Origin of the sequence: Litorimonas cladophorae (assembly GCF_014652455.1) — a bacterium.
Lineage (GTDB): Bacteria > Pseudomonadota > Alphaproteobacteria > Caulobacterales > Maricaulaceae > Litorimonas > Litorimonas cladophorae.
Map to the genome: position 1 here is coordinate 14711 of NZ_BMYV01000002.1, position 19940 is coordinate 34650.

20 protein-coding genes are annotated in these 19940 nt (G+C 51.8%); 5 read left to right on the top strand and 15 right to left on the bottom strand.

The features are described 5' to 3' along the window. Positions 1-143 precede the first annotated feature (143 nt). On the bottom strand, positions 144-695 hold the full coding sequence (locus tag IE073_RS07875; RefSeq protein WP_189583954.1) for a peroxiredoxin: 552 nt from the start codon (positions 693-695) through the stop codon (positions 144-146). Positions 696-933: 238 nt separating this feature from the next. Between IE073_RS07875 and IE073_RS07880 the strand changes: the two genes are divergently transcribed. After that, on the top strand, positions 934-2004 hold the full coding sequence (locus IE073_RS07880; RefSeq protein ID WP_189583956.1) for a hypothetical protein: 1071 nt from the start codon (positions 934-936) through the stop codon (positions 2002-2004). A gap of 77 nt (positions 2005-2081) precedes the next feature. Beyond that, the gene (locus IE073_RS07885) at positions 2082-3347 is read left to right on the top strand and encodes a hypothetical protein (protein WP_189583958.1); all 1266 of its coding nucleotides are present in this window, start codon (positions 2082-2084) and stop codon (positions 3345-3347) included. A 27-nt stretch (positions 3348-3374) separates the two neighbouring features. Here the strand turns inward: IE073_RS07885 and IE073_RS07890 are convergent, their stop codons facing one another. Then, the gene (locus tag IE073_RS07890) at positions 3375-3746 is read right to left on the bottom strand and encodes a c-type cytochrome (RefSeq protein ID WP_189583960.1); all 372 of its coding nucleotides are present in this window, start codon (positions 3744-3746) and stop codon (positions 3375-3377) included. Between the two features lie 35 nt (positions 3747-3781). Then, complete coding sequence (gene hisS, locus IE073_RS07895; RefSeq protein ID WP_189583962.1) at positions 3782-5290, bottom strand: histidine--tRNA ligase; 1509 nt, start codon at positions 5288-5290, stop codon at positions 3782-3784. An 83-nt stretch (positions 5291-5373) separates the two neighbouring features. Between hisS and IE073_RS07900 the strand changes: the two genes are divergently transcribed. Beyond that, the gene (locus tag IE073_RS07900; RefSeq protein ID WP_189583964.1) at positions 5374-5841 is read left to right on the top strand and encodes a hypothetical protein; all 468 of its coding nucleotides are present in this window, start codon (positions 5374-5376) and stop codon (positions 5839-5841) included. Between the two features lies 1 nt (position 5842). Here IE073_RS07900 and IE073_RS07905 read toward each other — a convergent pair whose 3' ends face one another. The 10 genes from IE073_RS07905 to IE073_RS07950 all read right to left on the bottom strand — a co-directional run bounded on the left by IE073_RS07905 (position 5843) and on the right by IE073_RS07950 (position 15477). Next, positions 5843-6448 carry a peptidylprolyl isomerase gene (locus tag IE073_RS07905; RefSeq protein ID WP_189583966.1) on the bottom strand — a complete coding sequence of 202 codons (606 nt, stop codon included), beginning with the start codon at positions 6446-6448 and terminating at the stop codon, positions 5843-5845. 208 nt (positions 6449-6656) lie between these two features. Beyond that, positions 6657-8216 (bottom strand): glucose-6-phosphate isomerase, encoded by a 1560-nt coding sequence (pgi, locus tag IE073_RS07910; RefSeq protein WP_189583969.1) that lies wholly within the window; start codon positions 8214-8216, stop codon positions 6657-6659. Between the two features lie 49 nt (positions 8217-8265). Further along, positions 8266-8979 carry a ribonuclease PH gene (gene rph, locus IE073_RS07915; RefSeq protein WP_189583971.1) on the bottom strand — a complete coding sequence of 238 codons (714 nt, stop codon included), beginning with the start codon at positions 8977-8979 and terminating at the stop codon, positions 8266-8268. A gap of 25 nt (positions 8980-9004) precedes the next feature. Then, on the bottom strand, positions 9005-9712 hold the full coding sequence (trmB, locus tag IE073_RS07920; RefSeq protein WP_189583974.1) for a tRNA (guanosine(46)-N7)-methyltransferase TrmB: 708 nt from the start codon (positions 9710-9712) through the stop codon (positions 9005-9007). Between the two features lie 93 nt (positions 9713-9805). Next, positions 9806-10240: a helix-turn-helix domain-containing protein gene (locus tag IE073_RS07925; protein WP_189583976.1), complete on the bottom strand. Its 435-nt coding sequence runs from the start codon at positions 10238-10240 to the stop codon at positions 9806-9808. Between the two features lie 90 nt (positions 10241-10330). Beyond that, complete coding sequence (gene lnt / locus IE073_RS07930) at positions 10331-11920, bottom strand: apolipoprotein N-acyltransferase (RefSeq protein ID WP_233349925.1); 1590 nt, start codon at positions 11918-11920, stop codon at positions 10331-10333. A 13-nt stretch (positions 11921-11933) separates the two neighbouring features. Further along, on the bottom strand, positions 11934-12902 hold the full coding sequence (locus tag IE073_RS07935) for a hemolysin family protein (protein ID WP_189583982.1): 969 nt from the start codon (positions 12900-12902) through the stop codon (positions 11934-11936). A 7-nt stretch (positions 12903-12909) separates the two neighbouring features. Beyond that, complete coding sequence (ybeY, locus tag IE073_RS07940; RefSeq protein WP_189583985.1) at positions 12910-13356, bottom strand: rRNA maturation RNase YbeY; 447 nt, start codon at positions 13354-13356, stop codon at positions 12910-12912. A gap of 102 nt (positions 13357-13458) precedes the next feature. Then, positions 13459-14409, bottom strand: coding sequence for a PhoH family protein (locus IE073_RS07945; protein WP_189583988.1), 951 nt, complete (start codon positions 14407-14409; stop codon positions 13459-13461). 57 nt (positions 14410-14466) lie between these two features. Beyond that, the gene (locus IE073_RS07950; protein WP_189583991.1) at positions 14467-15477 is read right to left on the bottom strand and encodes a restriction endonuclease; all 1011 of its coding nucleotides are present in this window, start codon (positions 15475-15477) and stop codon (positions 14467-14469) included. Between the two features lie 228 nt (positions 15478-15705). Between IE073_RS07950 and IE073_RS07955 the strand changes: the two genes are divergently transcribed. Both IE073_RS07955 and IE073_RS07960 read left to right on the top strand, forming a co-directional pair. Continuing rightward, positions 15706-17364 (top strand): AbgT family transporter, encoded by a 1659-nt coding sequence (locus IE073_RS07955; RefSeq protein ID WP_189583994.1) that lies wholly within the window; start codon positions 15706-15708, stop codon positions 17362-17364. Positions 17365-17496: 132 nt separating this feature from the next. Then, on the top strand, positions 17497-17946 hold the full coding sequence (locus IE073_RS07960) for a helix-turn-helix transcriptional regulator (RefSeq protein WP_189583997.1): 450 nt from the start codon (positions 17497-17499) through the stop codon (positions 17944-17946). A gap of 29 nt (positions 17947-17975) precedes the next feature. On the opposite strand, the gene IE073_RS07965 is transcribed toward IE073_RS07960, so the two are convergent. Both IE073_RS07965 and IE073_RS07970 read right to left on the bottom strand, forming a co-directional pair. Further along, positions 17976-18683 (bottom strand): hypothetical protein, encoded by a 708-nt coding sequence (locus IE073_RS07965; protein ID WP_189584000.1) that lies wholly within the window; start codon positions 18681-18683, stop codon positions 17976-17978. 152 nt (positions 18684-18835) lie between these two features. Continuing rightward, positions 18836-19441 (bottom strand): hypothetical protein, encoded by a 606-nt coding sequence (locus tag IE073_RS07970; protein ID WP_189584003.1) that lies wholly within the window; start codon positions 19439-19441, stop codon positions 18836-18838. Positions 19442-19940 lie beyond the last annotated feature (499 nt).

The window sequence follows — 19940 nt, forward strand, 5'->3', positions numbered from 1 at the left end:
GGCCCTTAACAAGGTCTCATATGGTCCGTTGACTGAAGGTGGAACCTTCCCCCAAGACCAGCGCCGTCAGTTGACACATGGTCCAAATGCAAGACCCGCGCACGGTTTCCCGGCGCGGGTCTTTTTTTACTCAAAAATCGGCCTTAAGCCGCTTTAGATTTACGTGTCTCTTTGAGGTATGAAAGCATTGTATCAGCGTCGGAAACTTCGAAAGGATCGATAGGGCAATCATCTTCAAAGCCTGGCTCTGCGAAGAGCTTCACGATCTCACCATTTACGACGAGCATGGAATAACGCCAAGACCGCGCACCGAAACCGAGATTGTCTTTCTTGACCAACATGCCCATTTCTTTGGTGAATGTGCCCGAGCCGTCAGGTAGCAATGTGATGTTCTTATTGCCTTGATCCAGACCCCATTTGTACATGACGAATGCATCGTTCACGGAAATACAGGCGATTTCGTCCACGCCCAAAGCTTGGAAATCAGAATATAGCTCATCATATCGCGGAAGATGCGAGGAGGAACAGGTTGGTGTAAAGGCGCCAGGCAAGGAGAAGACGACAACTGTGCGATCTTTAAAGAATTCGCCTGTCGATAAATCTTCCCAACGGAATGGGTTTGGGCCTTCGACAGTTTCATCGCGGACGCGTGTTTTAAGGGTAACGTCAGGAACGTGCTTCGGTGTTTCAGACATGTAAAATCTCTCTTTTGAAAATAACAGGTGTTCGGGTGAATTTCGGTCTCCCTAAGGAGTCGCGACGGGAGGTAATCACCCTCAAGCGAATTTCAAGAGTCAATGTCTGTGAGACAGGATTTAAAGCGCAGGTCCAAAATTGCGCCCAAATTCAGGGCGACAATTTGGCTTCAAAATAGGGGTCATTGGTCAGTTTGAGAAATTATGATAAAGTTGGATCAAGGTTAGGGAGCGCGCCATGATTGATCATAAACTTCAGCCACTTATTCTCGGAACAGCACTCTTGCTGGCCGTGAGCGGAACGTCCCGTGCCGCCCCATCACCGAGTTCACCTCAAGACACGCAAAATATTATGACGGTTCAAGCGGATGATACGCAGGCCTTAGTAGACATCCGCGCGGCCCTCGCGAAAATCGACAAGGGTCTCCAGTCGCGACCTGTGCCGCGGCCGATCTATCCGCCCTTCGAAGAGGGCCAAATCGAAACATGGATTAAAGATGCCGCCCTGGCCCGACGCACCATTGTGGCAAGTCAAAAGTTTTTACCGACCTTTGCCAAAGTTGATCTCGGCCGCAACGCTGGCACGGTTTCGCAAGGTGCCCCCTACGACAACTCAGATGTTCAGCGGTTGCAACGGTTTGCTGACGCGCAGAAAAGGGCGTCCGACAAAAGCTATGCCACGATGGCTCAAGCCATGTCTGATGGGCTGAATGGCTACCAAACCGAAATGCAATATTACAAGGGTCCGACAGCCGCAGAGAATTTCGCTCGGTTACGCGCCTATGGCGAAGCGGCTCTCGCTATCGCGGACGCAACGGATGGGGACGCAGCGAAACCCAAAGCCTTCCTCAGAAGTTTGGCTGGATATGAAAGAAAATTAGCAGACGCCGAGAAAAAAGCGCTTGAGAACTTCAAACTTCCTGCAGCAAAATCAAAGGACAGGGCCCGTCTCAAGGCTGCCAAGTCGATTTTGGACACGAAGAAATATGGGTTCGGCGACTACGGCCCGATCGTTTTGACGACGAAGGATATCGCCGCGCGAGAACGAAAAGACAAAGAGATCAACGTTGAGGATGTTGATGTCTCGCTAGGGGGTGACATCACGTGGTCCGGCACGGAGACGGTCTGGACCTATAAATGGGATGAATTTAAATTCGTCGTCCCAATTAAAGACCATGACTCTGACGATTGGTATATGTGGACAATAACGGCGAAAAAGTTTTCATCCGGCGGGGACAAAACGCCCATTGGAAAATGGGTCTCTGGAAAGTCCCACAAGGGCTCTCAAATCCTGAGGTCTAATTTCTGAGACTGCCGAACAGTCACATTTTGTTAAGCCGCTAGACATAGGGTGCAACCTTAGATCATCCCCAGCGGGACATTTCGATGGAGTTAGTCCGGAAATCCTTACGCTACATTGCACTTTGGTTTTGTTTTTCGGGCACGGCATTGGCGCAAGGTATCATTGTCAATGAAGCCTCCAACGGAACGTCCGGCTCTAAAGAATTTATTGAATTGATGGTTGTCGGATCCTCTGTCAATCCAACAGGCCTCGTCGACTTACACGACTGGATCATCGATGATAATAACGGCGAGTGGGAAGGCTCCGTATCTGGCGTGGGCATTGCACCAGGTTACGCGCGCTTCGACACGATAACCGATAGCGCCAATTGTTCGGCGCTCGGGTTACTATCCCCAGGTTCAATCGTGGTTGTCTATAATGCAAATGATCCAAATACAAATTTACCGCCTGACGACAGTACCGATGCCAACGGAGATGGCGTCTATGTTTTACAGGGCCAAGGCAGCTGCATAAAAACTTGCAGCGGGCCACCGACATCATCCAATTCGGGTTATTCGTCCTGCGCCATTGCGGCGACGCCATCCTACGCGCCTTTACTTATGCGAAACGGTGGAGATGTCGCCCAAGCAAGGGACCCGAGCGCAGCGCTCTATCATGGATTCACCTATGGCGACATCGGCCTGCCCTATCCAGCAGGGTCGTTTAAGGTCGGAACGGGTTCAGGCTCCCAATCGACATTCCTGTTTTCCTGTGGAAGTTGGTATGATGGTACAAATTTTTCCAAATCTGCCGCAGCAACCGATACGCCGGGCGCGGTAAATGATGCCGAAAATGCAGTCTTCAGATCACGCGTTCAGGCCGGAACATTTAATTACAGCAACCTAGCAGATCCATTGAACTGTCTTTCAGCGACCGACCCTGTTACTGCTTCTAAGTCCGTAGCCTTATGGGATGGGGTGGGTGGCGGCACCTATTTTCTGCCGGGAAATGACGTTGTTTACTCCATTCTTTTGACAAATACGGGACTACTGGCGACAGATACGGATACGATATTTCTGGTCGATAACATGCCAGATGAGGTCACATTTTATAATGGCGATATTGATCTCGTGGGGGTGCCGAGCCAGCCCGTTGTCGGGATTGATACTGGGTCGGGACTGACCCTGACTTATCCAGCGGATGTTGGATATGCATCGACGCCGCCAGCGGACTTCAGCGATTGCACTTACAGTCCAACGGCAGGCTATGATCCGAACGTCAAATTCATATGCCTCAACCCCAAAGGACAAATGGCGTTTGGCGATCCTGATCCGACATTTGAGATCAAGTTTCGCGCACGCATTAAATAGCACCTCGTCTAGGAGCTTAAGGGCTTTTTATTCGGCTTGAATGGAGGCCAGATACGCCAGCAAGCCTTCGGTCTCTTTCACCGTGAAATCATAATCCGGCATGTCCGCGTGGCCGACATGAATGTGCTCTCGGAAATCATCCGCGAGAGATTCGGCGCTTCGGCGGCCAAAGACGGTTCGAAGCGGCTGCGCATCTGGTCGCGGACTCGCTCCACTTACATCTATGCTATGGCAGGACGCACAATTCGTCCGCGCGATCTCTTGACCCAATTCCAAATAGGTCGAATCAATTTCACGATCGGCCTGACGAACTTGTGTTTGTTGGCATGCCGCCAAGCTGGATACGCCGAGGAGGGCTGCACTTAAAATAACGAGTGTGGTCGATTTCAAAATTTTCATAATAATAAAACCCTAGGCCGCCATCATCCGCATTCCTAGGCATTAGTTTCTGTTCCATCGGCTAACATGGCTTTCACAGCGGCAACCCAAGTTCCGCGCGCGACAGTTTCTTGGGCGGGACGAGAGGACTTCCATTCTTCATTCGATTCAATCGCGGCGGCGGCTTTGGCGCCTTCATATAAATCCTTCAACGTCACTTCCCCTGCAGCCATTTCGTCGCTGCCCATCAAGACGGCGACTTGGGCATTGCGGCGATCCGCATATTTCATCTGTTTGGTGACATTACCTGCGCCGACAAAGACTTCGGCACGAATACCTTCGCGGTGCAATTCACCCGCCATTTTAAAATATTCGCCCATCAGCGCTTTATCGAAAGCGCAAATAACGACGGGTGGTTTCACGGAAGACTCTAATGCGTCCATCCGCTCCAACGCTGTGAGGAAACGGGACACGCCAAAACTAAAGCCCGTGGCAGGTACGGCTTGTCCACGGAACCGCGAAACGAGATCGTCATAACGACCCCCGCCGCCGACAGAGCCAATGCGAACAGGGCGACCTTTACGATCGCGAATATCTGTAAGGAGTTCCGCTTCAAAAACGGGTCCCGTGTAATACCCCAGCCCGCGCACGATCGAGGTATCATAGGCGACGCGATCATTGCCAAAGCCGACCGCGTTCAAAATACTATCGATCTGCACAAGCTCTTTCACGCCATCCAAGCCCCGCTCAGATGTTCCCATCAAGCCCTCTAAGGTCCGAATCGTATCCGCGCGATTATCTGTGGAGGCTGTCGTGAATCCCAAGACGGCTTTGATGCCTGCCGCATTTAATTTAGCGCCATCCGTGTAATCGCCGCTTTCGTCTTCGCGGCCGTCGCCGAGAAGAGCTTCGACGCCCTCTGCGCCGAGACGATCCAATTTGTCAATTGCCCGCAGAACCTGCAGGCGTTGTTCAGCGCCTTCGGCGGTATTGGGAACCCCAGAGGATTCGAGAATTCCGTCCAGTAATTTGCGATTGTTTACGCGGATGGCATATTGGCCGTCCTTTAAACCTGCGGCGCGCATGACTTCGGCAGCCAGCATAATCATTTCAGCATCAGCCGCAGCCCCCGCTGCGCCGACACTGTCAGCGTCACATTGGGTAAACTCGCGGAAGCGCCCCGGCCCTGGTTTTTCATTACGGAAAACGCTGCCCGCTTGATAGCGGCGATAAGGCTTTGCCAACGCATCATAATTCTCGGCAACAAAACGCGCGAGCGGCGCAGTTAGGTCATAGCGCAGGCTCATCCATTGTTCGTCATCATCTTGAAGCGCGAAGACACCCGTATTTGGACGGTCATCATCAGGCAAAAACTTCCCGAGCGCATCCGCAAATTCAAAAGCAGGCGTTTGCAGCGGCTCGAACCCATGGATGTCATAGACTGAAAAAGCGGCCTCGATCAGACGCGCTTCTGCACGCAAGGTCTCTGCGGCGCGATCTTCAAAGCCGCGCGGACGGCGGGCTTTCGGACGGAAAGGTTTGTTCTGTTTCTTATTTTTAGCCATAATTGGCGCTGTCCCACAAACTAGGTATTGCGGCAAGTCCGTAAGCTGGGCAGAAAGTCGGAAACTTACAGCGGGGCAGTCTCATGAAACACATCATATCAAAATTTTTGGGGCTTGGATTGGCTCTGTCAATCAGCGCAGCGGCTCACGCTAAACCCAGCGTCAATGACGTTCAGCAATGTCAGGCCATTATCGATTTCACGATTGAACGTGTGAGCTCTGTTAAAAAATACGACAAGACCGACGTGGACGCCGTGGTCAGCGGTTTAAAAACATATGAGGCGTTTCTGCAAAGCGAGCATGTCGACCCAGGCCTGCTGGTTTTCACAAACGGCGATAAAGCGGCAGCCAACGATTATCAGACGCAGATCGATACATTCAAAGGCCAGATGGTAACCGGACTGAAAGTGCGTCACCCGCAAGCCCAAATTTTTACCGATCAGGCCGTTGCGATCAATAATTGTTATTCCGCTGCCCCCATGGGTGCCGACAAGACCGAAATGATGAAGACCGCTTTAGAGACAATTATAAAGCTTGCCAAACAAGGCTAGGCTATTTTCGGTAGGCCCGCGTAATGATGACTGGTTCCGTGAGGATCTGCCCGTTGGTCACGCCCACATCGGACACGCCTTTGGCTTCCATTGCCTGAATACGTTTCACCACGTCTATGCCGTCGGTGACGCGGCCGAAGGTGGCATAGCCTTGTTCGTCCGAATTTCGCGTTCCACCCGTGTCGAGAAAATCATTGTTTCCGACGTTGATAAAAAAATAGGTCGCGCTGCCCGTACCCGGGGCGTCGCGCGCGATGGCAACAGCTCCATTCGCATTGCTGATACCTGTCTGCGTTGTGAGCTCGTGAGCGATAGGCCCGCCGATGACCTCTTGATCTAAGCGGCCGCCTTGGATCAGGCTCATGCCCATATCTCTGGGATCATTATCGGCGCGAACAACGCGGTAAAATCCCTGACCATCATAATGTTTACCATCCACATAGCGCAGAAAATCACCGGCGCTTATTGGTGCGCGGTCAGGATAAACTGTGATTTCAATCGGACCTTCGGTCGTCTCCAGCAAGACGACGGGCTCATTCGAACTGGGCTGAACGCTCGCCGAACAAGCCGATAGCATTAGAGTTGTCGAAAGGAGAATATTGCGCATGCCCTCTCATGAACCGAGAAGACGAAACTGTCTAGAGCGTCCCCAAAATGGAGCGTTCAGTTTGCGTTCACCTTACGGACCTTAACACACCGCCAAGGTTGTCAACGTCTACATCTGGGGGGATGAACGCGGGCAGCCTGGGCAGGTTGAGTTATTGTGGTTGCCCCCAACATAACTCCCTGCCCGCCCTAAACTTCCTCGCAGAAATCTATTTAATAAGCTGCATCAGCGCGGTCGTAGACGCGTCGTGATCGCCTGATTTTCCCGCTTCCATTTCATCCAAGATTGTCGTGGCTAGTACCTTGCCGAGTTGTACGCCCCATTGGTCGAAGCTGTTCACATTCCAGACGATGCCTTGGACAAAGGTTTTGTGCTCATAGAGCGCAATCAAATGACCCAGCGCGTTAGGCGACAATTCATCCAGCGTCAGTGTCGTCGACGGGCGGTTGCCAGGAAAGGTCATTTGCGGCGCGAGGGCATCCAAATCGGGGCGTGTGCCCAATTCATCGCGCACAATTTCCTCGGATTTACCCAACATCAAGGCTTCGGATTGGGCAAAACAATTCGCCAGCAAAGCCGCATGATGGGCGGGACGATTTTCGTGATCTTTCAACACAGCGACGAAATCAACGGGCGCGCCGCCATACCGGCCTTCACTTGTTCCCTGATGCAGCCATTGGAAGAACGCGTGCTGGCCATTTGTGCCTTCATCTCCCCAAATTACAGGGCAGGTTAAAGTCGAGGTCGCTCCATCGCGCGTGGCGGATTTACCGTTACTTTCCATTTCTAATTGTTGGAGAAACGCTGAAAACTTACGAAGGCGACGGCTGTAAGGAATAACAGCCTGCGAACCATAACCCAGTCCGTTGCGGTTCCAAATGCCAACCAAAGCCATCATTACGGGTAGGTTTTCTTGCAAAGGCTGATCCCGGAAATGCAGATCCATAGCGCGCGCGCCGTCTAGAAAATCGGCAAAGACATCCGGCCCATATGCAATTTGCAAGGACAGCCCAACTGCGGACCAAACGGAATAACGTCCACCAACCCAATCCCAAAAGTCGAAGACGTTTTCGGCAGCAACACCAAACCCAACTGCGCCAGCTCGGTTCGCCGTCACAGCAATCATATTGCTGTTTCCATATTCGCCCAACCAAGATCTAACGGATTCTCCGTTCATTTTGGTTTCTTGCGTTCCGAACGATTTCGACACAACAACAGCCAAAGTTTCGGCGGGGTTCAAACCTTTGATCGCATCATTGACGGATGCGCCGTCGACGTTCTCTGCAAAGCGAAGCGTTAAAGATTGTTCGGCGCTGGCTTCGAAAGCATCTGCAACAAGGCGCGGACCGAGGTCTGAACCGCCAATTCCAATGTGGACAATGTTTTTAAACTTACCGTCGGCACGAATAGTGTCGGCATAATCGGCCATGCGCTGACGCATCGCGGCGACTTCGGCCTTGTTTTCATCTGTGCCGCCAACGCCTCGCAAGGCCATGTGGAGAACAGCGCGGTCTTCCGACGTATTGACCTTTTCGCCAGAGAAAAGCTTGGACCGCCATTCTTCCAGATCACATTTTGCTGCCATGTCCAGAAGCGCCTTCAGGCCTGCAGCATCCAAAGCTTGCTTGGAGAAGTCCGCGCGCAGCGGACCTTCACGCATAACAAAGTTTTCGAGACGGTCTGGCTCTGCGTCAAAGAGAGACGCGATTGAAATATCGCGATCAGCTTCCGTCGCGATCGAAGAGAGAAGCGTATGGCGGTCGGTCATGGCGAGGTCCTATGTGTCTTTGCCCCCGCCTGTTGGTGGGGGCGTAATTTTATTTAACGGCAGCTTGCTGAAGAGCGCAGAGCTCTCTGATGCCCTCTACGGCGAGGCGTGTCAGTTCAGCCATCTCATCGGCGGAAAACGGTGTGTCTTCGGCGCTGGCTTGAACCTCAATGATTCCACCTGCGTCTGTGAGCACAAAATTCGCATCAGCTTGGGCGGCGCTGTCTTCGGTATATTCGAGATCGAGACGGCATGTGCCATCCACGATACCACAAGACACGGCGGCCATTTTCGCGAATACAGGATTTTCTGTTAGGTCTCCCGCTTCGACGAGTTTTTCACACGCCAGCCAAAGCGCGACCCAACCGCCGGAGATTGAGGCGGTCCGTGTTCCACCGTCGGCTTGCATCACATCGCAATCGATAATGATCTGGCGTTCACCCAATTTTTCGAGGTCAATCACGGCCCGCAAAGAGCGACCGATTAGGCGTGAGATTTCGATTGTTCGACCGCTTTGTTTTCCGCGCGCTGCTTCACGGCTGTTGCGTGTATGTGTCGAGCGGGGAAGCATGCCATATTCCGCCGTGACCCAACCTCGTCCCTTGCCTTTCAACCAGCGAGGGATGCCTTCGTCGATACTGGCGGTGCATAAAACATGGGTGCCGCCAAATTTAACGAGGCAGGAGCCTTCCGCATAAGCATTGGCGCCCGTTTCAAATGTGACATCGCGGAGTTGATCTAAAGCACGGTTATTCGGACGCATGGCAGTTCCAATTCATTTTGGTGTGTTACTTTGGGTTTGTTTCGGTTTTTCGGAATTTAAAATAGTGACAAGGCCGACCTTCACGACCCGCCTTGGCTTCATAGCGGGTGCCGGGCCAATCGTCGCCACGCCCACGCCATTGATTTACGGCGTCATGGGTAAACTCCCATCCTCCGCCGTCTTCACCAGAAAAGCGTTTGAGGCGGCTAAGGGTCCAATCAACATAATGGATAATGTCAGAGGCGAAACGCAATTCGCCGCCTGGTTTTAGAACGCGGTAAAGTTCACCAATGAACTTCGTTCGCAACAGGCGACGTTTATTGTGACGGGATTTAGGCCACGGATCAGGGAAAAGAATAAAGATACGCGATAAAGATTGATCTGGCAGCGCGGACAAGACATCCCGCACGTCGCCATGATGCAGCGAGAGATTGGAGAGGTTGGCTTCCGCGGCCCCACGGACAGCTTTCGCGACACCATTCATGAAAGGCTCTGCGCCGATCAGGTGAATATCAGGATGGGCCTCAGCCTGCCAAAGCAAGTGTTCAGCACCGCCAAATCCGATCTCGAGCCAAAGCTCATCTTTCGCCTCGAGATCAGAAAGGGGGGCGTCGATGTCCCATTTCAATTTAGGAAATGTTTCATCCCAAACCGCTTGGACATGCGGCGACAACGGGCGACCCTTGGCTCGCCCGAATGTTCGAAACTTATTTGACTCGCGGTCGAAACTCATGCCTTGCCTATTTTCACGTCAGACAAAATCAGAGATTCAGCCCATTTCACAGTGTGACGGGCCTATAGGGCGAGTAAGCAGCGCAATAAAGCGCTATTCTTCTTCAGACCCACCCAAAGAGCGAGCAAGTTCTAAAATTTGGCGGCGGACCGCTTTGTTTTTAATCTTCAGCACAGCTTTTGCGAGGCTAACACCATCTGTCGAATTGATGAAATCATACACGATTGGGGACTGGTCTGGACCCTCTGATAGGAGAGCTGGATTGTCGGATTGACCGCCATATTCTGTCGACAAGCCATCATAGAAGAAGCCAACGGGCACATCTAAGACTTCTGAAAGCTTCCAAAGACGCGATGCGCCGATGCGGTTTGCGCCGCGCTCATATTTCTGAACCTGCTGGAAAGTAACACCCAATTGCTCACCTAGCTTTTCCTGGCTCATGCGGAGGATTTTACGGCGGAGTCGCACGCGTGCGCCGACGTGTACGTCCACCGGATTCGGTGAACGTGGCCCAAGTTTTTCAGTCATAATTCATCCCATCTACGTTCGGTGCCAAATGACAAAAGTCTTGGTGCCCCCACCAAAAATGACGAACGTCAATACTATTTAGTTTCTAAGTTAGTACCGCAGTCCCACACCGCGTCTACCAATGGGCGAACTTATGACGCATGTTGATAAACTTATCAAGAGCAGCAATATCTCAATAAGCTTAATTTTGCTGTTAAATTTCAGAGGTTTAATTAGGGTTGTGTCAATATAGGACACCTCGGGAAACACAACTCTACCGTGAATTCGTCCGTAAGGATCAAAAACACCACTGATACCATTCGACGCGGCCCGCACGATGGGGAGCCCCGTTTCAATGGCGCGGTACCGCGCAATATTGGCGTGTTGGGCTGGGCCAGCGCTGCGGCCGAACCATGCATCATTGGATTGGTTCAGAATAAATTGGGCAGGATTTTTTTCATCGGTAGGCGTCAAACCGGGAAAGGCGACTTCATAGCACAGCTGCGGAGAGACGCGCGGAAGGCCAGGAAAGTCGATCAGCGTCTTTGTTTTAGCCGGAGAAATGGACGCCAAATTTGTCGAGATCAGCGGGAATTGTACGTCTTCGAACCAATCCATGAGCGGAATGTGTTCGCCAAACGCGACGAGCTTACGCTTCCGATTGGATCCCGCGACAGCAGGGACACCGTTTTCATCAAATGTAATCGCAACTGACGCATTATAATATCGCAGACGGCCTTGCTCCATTTCGGTCTGAAGCGAGTTCATCAACCACACAGGCGGCGTTGAATCCCCATCCGAAAGCAGCGACCCCATTGCATTCAACAGATCTGGGTCATCCATCGCAGGCCCGCCAAAACCGCGTACCGCGCCTTCGGGCCAAATCACATGGGTCACATCTTTGATGCCAGGCGATATGCTAGCGCGAATAAATTGGTTGGTGATACCAATGGCCGTGTCGGGCGACATCATCTCAGATTGTTTGAACGGGACGGAAACGATCCGCAAGTTAACGTCGTCGTGAAATTCAAGCTGGGCGTTGGCCAGGCGAACATGGCCGATCCCAAAAATCGCCACGAGCGGAAGGACGGCGACGGCAAAAGGCCAAATGCGTTTACGCCAAAAAACTGCCTGCCCCAGAGCCGCACTTACAAATAGGACCAAGGCCGAAAGGCCATAGGCGCCGATCCAGCGCGCCACTTGTGACGGACGTGATCCCGCCTCAAATATATAGGCCGGCAAGTTCCACGGAAATCCACCAAACGCGTTTCCTCTGGCGATTTCGGCCAAGGTGAATGCCGCTGTAAAGGTCAGGACCGCCAAGACACCCGAGAGGCGCGCGCGCGCGAAAAACGCACCCGCGAGGGCCCAAAAAAACGCGAGGAGAAACGCGAGGCCCGCCACCATAAAGGGCATCAGTGGGATAAATTCCGGCCCGCGTTCGATGAAGGCAGAACCAACCCAAAATGTGCCCGCCGCAAAATATCCGACAGCCCACCACAGTGCGACCGAGAAACCCTGACGGCCGGGCCGTTTAGTTTCAGCCACCCATTGCAGTCTTGCAAAAAGAATAGCGAAAGAGGCGATGGTTACTGGCCAAAAGTGAAATGGCGCGTGACCTAAAACCGCGATGGCCCCTAAAATAAGGCCGAGAGCTCGTCCAGTCCACCCTTGCGAACGCAGTATAAGGGGAACGTGCATGGACAACCTGCCTCTACTGGCCCGTGGGCGCAGGCGTTGCGGGCGCGTCGCTAGGCTTTTCTGGCTTCAGCACCGGGGCTTCGTCTTTGCCTGAGGCTTTTTTACCCGGCTTCACATCCGTGACGGGTTTACGCTTAGCGTCCGATATTCGCAGGCGTTTCACGCGCCGCGTATCAGCATCCATGACCTCAAATTCCAGACCTGACGCATGCTTTATAATTTCACCGCGTTCAGGTACGCGACCCGCCAAAGTAAAGATCAATCCGCCAAGTGTGTCGACGCCATCTTCTTCGTCTGGGGTTGCGAAATCCCGACCGAGGGCTTTTTCGAAATCATCAATGTGAATACGCGCATCGGCTTCCCAGATAGAACGCCCGCTTGTGCCCGTCACGATTTGGACTTCGGGCTCGACTTCGTCATGTTCATCATCAATGTCGCCAACAATCGTCTCGATCAGATCTTCGATTGTAACAATGCCATCGGTTCCGCCATATTCATCGACGACAATCGCCATATGAATCCGACGCCCCTGCATCTTGCGCAGCAGATCCTGCGCCAACATGGAGGGCGGGACGAAGAGCACTTCGCGCTTAATATATTGTAGCACTTTTTTGTCAGGATAGGTCTTATTCGTGCGACCCTTTGCATCCAACAACAGGTAAGGCAGCAAATCCTTGATATGGACCATGCCTGTTGGCTCATCGAGGGTTTCTTTATAAACAGGCAAGCGCGAGTGACCCGCGGCCTTAAAGGCATCGGATAAATCTTTCAGCTTGCAGGAGCTTTCAACAGCGACAATGTCGGCGCGCGGCACCATGACATCATCAACGCGCAAGCGGTGGAACCGCTCTGCGGCTGTGACCATCCGTTTTTCGGAGAGGTCAGAGGCATGTGGTGTGACCGCGACATGCGGCGCTTGACGTTTCAGGAGGTCGCGAAGGCGACGCTTGGGGGGTGCCTGTAATGGGCTTTCTTCGGTCATAATAAAATTATTCGTCGTTTACCTGATAGGGGTTGTCAATGCCAAGCGTGGCCAGTGCCGCGATTTCAATGGATTCCATCTCTGCGGCCGTATCATCCGTCAGATGATCAAAGCCTTGCAGATGCAGCCATCCGTGAATCAGCAAATGCGTAAAATGCGCCTCAAATGAAACGGCTTTTCCAGCCGCTTCGCGCAGCAGAGTTTCATGCGCAAGAACAATGTCGCCCAGTAACATGCCATCTTGCGGGAAAGAGAGTACATTTGTTGAGGCGTCTTTGCCGCGATAGTCGCGGTTTAGAACCCGCACCTGCGCATCATCCGACAACACAACGGAAAGCTCGCCGATACGCGGGGCCTCAAACTGATCTGACACCGCCTCAACCGCGCGCGCAATCAAGCCTTCACACGCAGGCCAGCCCTCGGATTGAATAGCAATGTCGATAGACGCGTTCATGGGCGGGCGCTTACAAGGTTCCACGGCGATGGGGAAGTGTGGCGTACAGGGATTAAGTTCACGAAGACGGCTTTAAAACGACGGACCTCAGGGAGAATTCAGCTAGTCCTTCGGTCCTTTTTCATAGGCGTTGACAATTTTCCCGACCAGCGGATGACGGACGACATCACTGGCGAGGAATTTAATCTGTTCAATGCCTTTAATACCCTCAAGAATACCGAGCGCATGTGCCAAACCAGAAGTCTGCCCACGCGGTAAATCGGTCTGCGTCGGATCACCTGTCACCGCATATTTGGCGCGTTCACCCAATCGCGTCAGCACCATTTTCATTTGCGGAATTGTCGCGTTTTGCGCTTCGTCAATGACCACGAAAGCATCAGACAGAGTTCGCCCGCGCATAAAGGCCAGCGGTGCGATTTCGATATCCCCCGTCGCGCGTCGGCGATCGACTTCATCCTTGCCCAGCACCATATGCAGAGCGTCCCAAATGGGTTGCATGTAGGGGTCGACCTTTTCGTTTAGATCACCGGGCAGAAAGCCGAGCCTTTCGCCCGCTTCTACCGCAGGACGACAGGCGATAAATTTTGTTATTTCGCCACGTGCCAAAAGTGACGCGCCATAGGCTGTTGCCAAAAATGTTTTGCCTGTACCTGCGGGACCGACACCGAATGTGATGGTTTGTTCGCGCATCGCGTGAATGAATTTTTCCTGACGCGGAGTCTTTGGAACAATCGGACTGCGGCGCGGAAATGGGATGATCGCATCTGTCGTCGCGGCTTTGACTTTACCTTTGCCCATCGCGCGGATCAGGGCGCGAATATCGGACGGTCCGCAAGGCCAGCCGCGCTCCAGGCGTTGGTAGATTTCTTTGACCAACTCACCCGCACGCGCCACGGACGGACCATCGCCATTAATATGGACGGCGGACCCGGGGGCTTCGATATAAACACCAAAGGCATCTTCGATCAGGGCCAAGTTCGCATGGTTGGACCCACACAAACGCCGCACCAAATCGACATCATCAAATTCAAATATTTCAGTCTGTTTGCTCATGGACGATAGATAGGCGGTGTTGGAGTGGATTGCGAGGAATGATGACCTCAAAACCCACTAATTCGGCCAATAGATTCTCGTCAGTGGTATAAGCTCCCTCGTTTTTGCGTCCAAAGCTTCGTAATCTGCCAAAATCAATTCCGTTAATTCAGAAAGCGTGAGTAGTTTTAGAGGGTATCTGGATCGTTCTGCTTCATACCTCGCTTCCTTAGTAAAACCCCCTGTGCTGACGTAGAGGCATTTGTCTCCGTCTTGGCGCCCCCCCAAAAATGCGCGGATTTCTGATGCACCCATAGATGTACTGGCTCGGTGTTTTACTTCGACAATTATTCTTGGGTCGCTAAAGCCGAGCCCATCTGGAGATGCGATGATATCTTTTCCTCTGTCAGGACCTTTTGGGCTGACATCCGTCTTGTAACCCATGCCGCGTAATACGCCTGCTACGACTTCCTGCATATCTTCCCAACTTAACCGTACCAACTTATCTGCAATGATATCAGCAGCACGAGTTTCGATGGCTTCAAGAGTAAATGCGATGTCATCTTCCGTATCATTCTCATTGTCTCGCGGCTCGACCGATTTACCTACAGGAGGCTCGCCAGCTGATGTATCAAGCAAGTCGCGCATTGCGTGATCAGGGATCTTGAAAAGTGTGCTGATCGCACCCAAGGAATTTTTTGTTCGAGGTAGTAAATCGTCACGGGCGACTTCCAATGTCCAGTCTACTGAAATTATATTTCCATGATCGTCATGCTCAAAACTATCATTGAAACGATAGCCTCCTTTTGATTTTCCGATTTTATAAATGCGTTGCGACGGATCATACGTAACGATGTAGTCATTGGTCTGGATAACCTTGGCAAACCGATGAAGTTGTCCAGCGGACATAATGACTCGGTTTGGGTGCCAATCTGGCCACTGTTTTGCCACTTTCTCTCGAAGGGTTTCAACCGTGTCTTCTGGCAAGATTGCCCCTAAGTCTCTCCAGCCGATAGAGGCTATTCCTTCATCAACAAATTTATCGAAAAGGACTCCTTTGGTTCCAGCTCTGATCATCCACCCAATCATATGCTCTCCATGTATTCTTTTATTTTCACCTTCGGCCAAACTGGAAGCCGACCAAAATCGATGAGCAGGGGCAAGCCTATGATACAATCAACTCGCTCATAACGTTACTCTGCGAAACGTGCACGTTGACGTCAACGCGTATCATGTCAAAAACGCACTTAACCCTTGCCTTCATTGCCCACTCCAATTTAGGCAAGACGCTACTCCTTTCACATTTGAGAGATAGACATGGCCGACCCCAAAACACCCGAACCCGCCGCCACGCCCGCCAAAGACCCTGCGAAAGGGTTTCTGGGTTGGGTTGAACGGACAGGTAACAAATTGCCTGATCCTGTTTTCTTGTTTTTCTATCTGATTATCATCTTGATCGTGATTTCTGTCATTGTTGCCATGACGGGCGGGTCGGCGACATTAAGTGACCAAGTGTTGGGTGGAATGCCCGAAAGCCAGAAGAACCGTTTTAGTATCGGTGCGGATGGCGTTATTCCTGGGATGAGCTTGCTCTCAGGAGAAAACATCGCGCGCCTTTGGGTCGAGATGCCCAAAACCTTCACCCATTTTCATCCACTCGGTTATGTCCTCGTCGTGATGCTGGGTGCGGGTGTCGCAGAGCGCTCTGGTCTCTTTGCTAGCGCTATGCGGGCCGCGGTCAGAAAAGCGCCTTTATTTTTACTCACACCCGTCGTTGCGCTCGTCGCGATGGTTGGCAATCACGCCGCGGATGCAGCCTATGTGGTCCTTATCCCATTGGCGGGCGTTTTATTCGCCAGCGCAGGACGCCATCCATTGGCGGGCATCGCAGCAGCGTTTGCGGGCGTCTCTGGCGGGTTTTCAGCCAATGTTGCGCCGGGCCAACTGGATGCATTGCTTTACGGAATTACCGAAGAAGCGGGTGAGATTCTTGTCGCGGGCTACGACGCCAATATCGCGGGCAACACCTATTTCATCATGGCACTTCTCGTGATTTATCTACCGCTGATCTGGTACGTGACGGATAAAATCATCGAACCACGTCTCGGCAAATGGGTCGCTGACGGTGAAAATGCGAGCTATGCCGAAGAAGATAAGCCCCTCACGGACAAGCAAAGAAAAGGCCTCCGCATGGCGGGGCTTGCCGTAATCGGTGTTGTTGCGATGTGGCTCTTTATGACTTTCGGTCCGGGCACGCCGCTGATTAATGAAGCCGCCTGTCCGACAGACTTGGCGGCCGCAGGTGAGTGTAGCTCTGTTGCGAACTACTCGGATTTCTTCAAATCACTGGTCGCAGGATTTCTTGTTCTATTCCTCGCCTCAGGTTGGGCTTATGGCAAAGCAGCGGGCACGATCAAAGATCACCGCGACCTCGTTAATATGATGAGTGAGGCCATGAAGGACATGGGGTATTATCTCGTCCTTGCATTTGCCGCCGCACATTTTGTTGCCATGTTTAGCTGGTCAAACTTAGGGCTGATTTCGGCGGTGCATGGGGCCAACGCCATTGAGTCCAGTGGATTGCCATTGCCGATTTTGCTGGGATTGATCGTGATCTTCTCCGCGCTCATCAACCTATTTGTTGGCAGTGCGTCTGCGAAATGGGCGTTACTCGCGCCTATCATGGTGCCAATGCTGATGTTGCTCGGGATTAGTCCTGACGGCGCGACGGCCGTGTATCGCGTGGGTGACGGTGCAACCAATATCATTACGCCATTGATGGTCTACTTCCCGCTGATCCTTGTCTTTGCCCGCCGCTGGCAGAAGGATTTTGGTCTCGGTAGCCTCACCGCTATGATGATTCCCTATTCGATTTGGATGCTGATCACGGGCGTCATCCTCGTCGTGGCTTGGGCTTATCTCGGCTTTGATTTGGGACCAGGCGCGCCAATGGCCTACACACTGCCGGGTCAGTAGAAACCCCGGCTGTCGCCCCGCTGTCAGCGAGGTGGCGGGTCAATGTCATAGGACTGACGCCCTGCTTTCCTTGTCTGTCTGCCGCGCAGCGATATGCTGTGGGCAGGCAAAAATGTGAAAGGCTGTCGAACAATGGATATTGATACAGAGAAATTAAAGCGCTGGCGCGAAGAACGGTTTTGGTCGCAAGAGCACCTCGCGGACCTGTCAGGCATCGCGCTGCGGACGGTTCAACGCATCGAAAATGGCGGCAACGCGTCACGTGAATCCATCACGGCTTTGGCGGCGGCCTATAATGTCGACGCAGCGGCGCTGACCTTTGCCCCCGAAGATATTGCGGCGGAAGCGGCGAAGCAAAAGATCGAAAAATCGAAATCTGCGCTTCACCTCTCGTTCTTTATTGTTGCCGCTAGTTGGGCGTTTGTGTTGATCGTCTTTGCAGGCATCAGCCTGTCCGATGGTCCGGGCGGCGATAATATGACGGTCCCCGCGATCTGGATGACCGTCGGCATGGCAGGCCACGGACTGGCGGTTGTGATTGTGGAATTAGTCGCGCGATTTGGCGCGGCAAGGGAAGGCTGATTTGAAAACCATATTTAGCAATCAAAAAACTATCTTAACCCTCGTTTTCGACCAGCTTTGCCACGCGCTCGATTTCGGTTAGGACGGCTAGCTTTGAAAAATGTATGCTCGCTCTCTTTGGCTATCAGCCAGTCTAAAACCAGTTTAGAGGTTTCAATTGGAACATCATCCCAATAGGGCCCCCTGACGCGCCCTTCTCTTCGAATATGTTTCCATGAGCAACTAAAAATGTGCTTTATCGTCATTTCAGGAAGGGAATCTATTAAGTCCAAATAACGCACCTTATCCATATCGGTGAAAGAGATCGCGCATAACCAATCACCGATTTCGGAATAATCACCATAAGAGGCTAAGGTCGTAACAATCTCAAATATCAGGTCGTCGACAGATTTAAATTGCACGCTCGACCAATTTGTAAAATTCGATGTGCCGAGGCGAACACCTATAATATGCGTGTCCAAATTTACGCAAATACCTTCATCTTTAGATTTCGTACCCTGTAACTTTAGGTCCAGAATTCTGGGTATGAAGTATTTAAAGTCACAGTCGTCCTTATCGAGATGAAAGGCATGCCAAAGATATGTTGATAAGAGACCATCAGAGAGCTCGTGCAAGTTTTTTCTCAGAAGTGTACCGACTTCACCCTCTGTCAAACAGCACCCAGCACGACAACCTGGAATTTGAGTGGGGCGGGGTACATTTGAAAATGCACTGTAGAGATTTTCGACTTTGATCATGCCTGAGTTAGTATGCAACAGGTTTGAAAAATGGGTAAAGTTCAAACCTGATATAACAATTCAAACCTAAGCCAAAACCCCAACCAAACTATTCCGCCCCGCTTCTAAAATCTTCACGTGTATAATCGGTCGTGCCGAACATGAAAACGCACCTAATCATCGCATCGCTCTATTTTCATAGCTTCGGAATAATAGGGTTCGAAATAACCTGTCTGGCCTGGTTTGAGTCTCGGCTTAACATATAGGCTTTGATGGGTCGAAACACGTATGCGGTCACCCACGGTCATGCCACAACGAAAACCATTGCATCTGTTTCCCCCCTTCACCGTGAGTAAGCCCGCATTTGTTTTGATCCGTACCTTTCCGACATGGAACCAGATTGCCTCTCTATGATGTGGGGGGAAGTGCCAAAACGTCCAAGGTTTTACATCTAACTGACGAGAATTAGCGTTAGAGCCTATCGATCCGAATTCGATCTGTTGACGCGAGACATTGCCAATCATCACAACCTTTCCATCATCCCGAGAGAGGGCTTGCATGTCAGCGCGGTCCGTATTGACGCCGTCAAAATGAAGAATAGCGAAAAGTAACAGGATTGGCCCGTAGAGCCATTGAATTGTTGCGTCGCCATCCTGCAAGGATTGATAAGTAAAAAACACGCCGAGGGCAGCCAAAATAAATGAAAGTGTAATCGCAGACGGCCACAACACCGCTGTATCATGGACGACTTGAATATTCTCGCACCAGGGTTTTTCCATAGGGATTGGTTAGAGCAGAACGGTTAAGTTGAGTTAAACTTGAAGGGTCTATTATTTCGGGGTTATCAACATCGACCTAGACAATCTACCGCGTGAATATGCTTTTAATTTCTGGGTCTGTTGGGGAGAAAACGCACGACTGGGTATCCATCTGTACCCGTTGGGTCGGCCTTCCACTACAATGCCTTTCCGCAAAAACCGAATACGACGTATCTGTTCCCAACGCATTTCAACGACACGTCCAGTTTTATCGCGCAAAGTCGCACCCTCAGGCGTGAAGGTCCAAGAGTCAGGCTTGAGCCTTGCGTGCCCCGCAAGCGTCGCAACAATGACAACAAAACAAATTCCGACAAAGACTATAATAGAGAACTGTGCTGCAAAGATGAGTAGCGGCCATAGACTTCGGACACCCGCCACAAAGAAGAGTATGTTTGTCGAGAAAAATATTACGGAAGCAGCACTAACGGCCCCCATCAATAATTTTCGTCCATAGAACAGG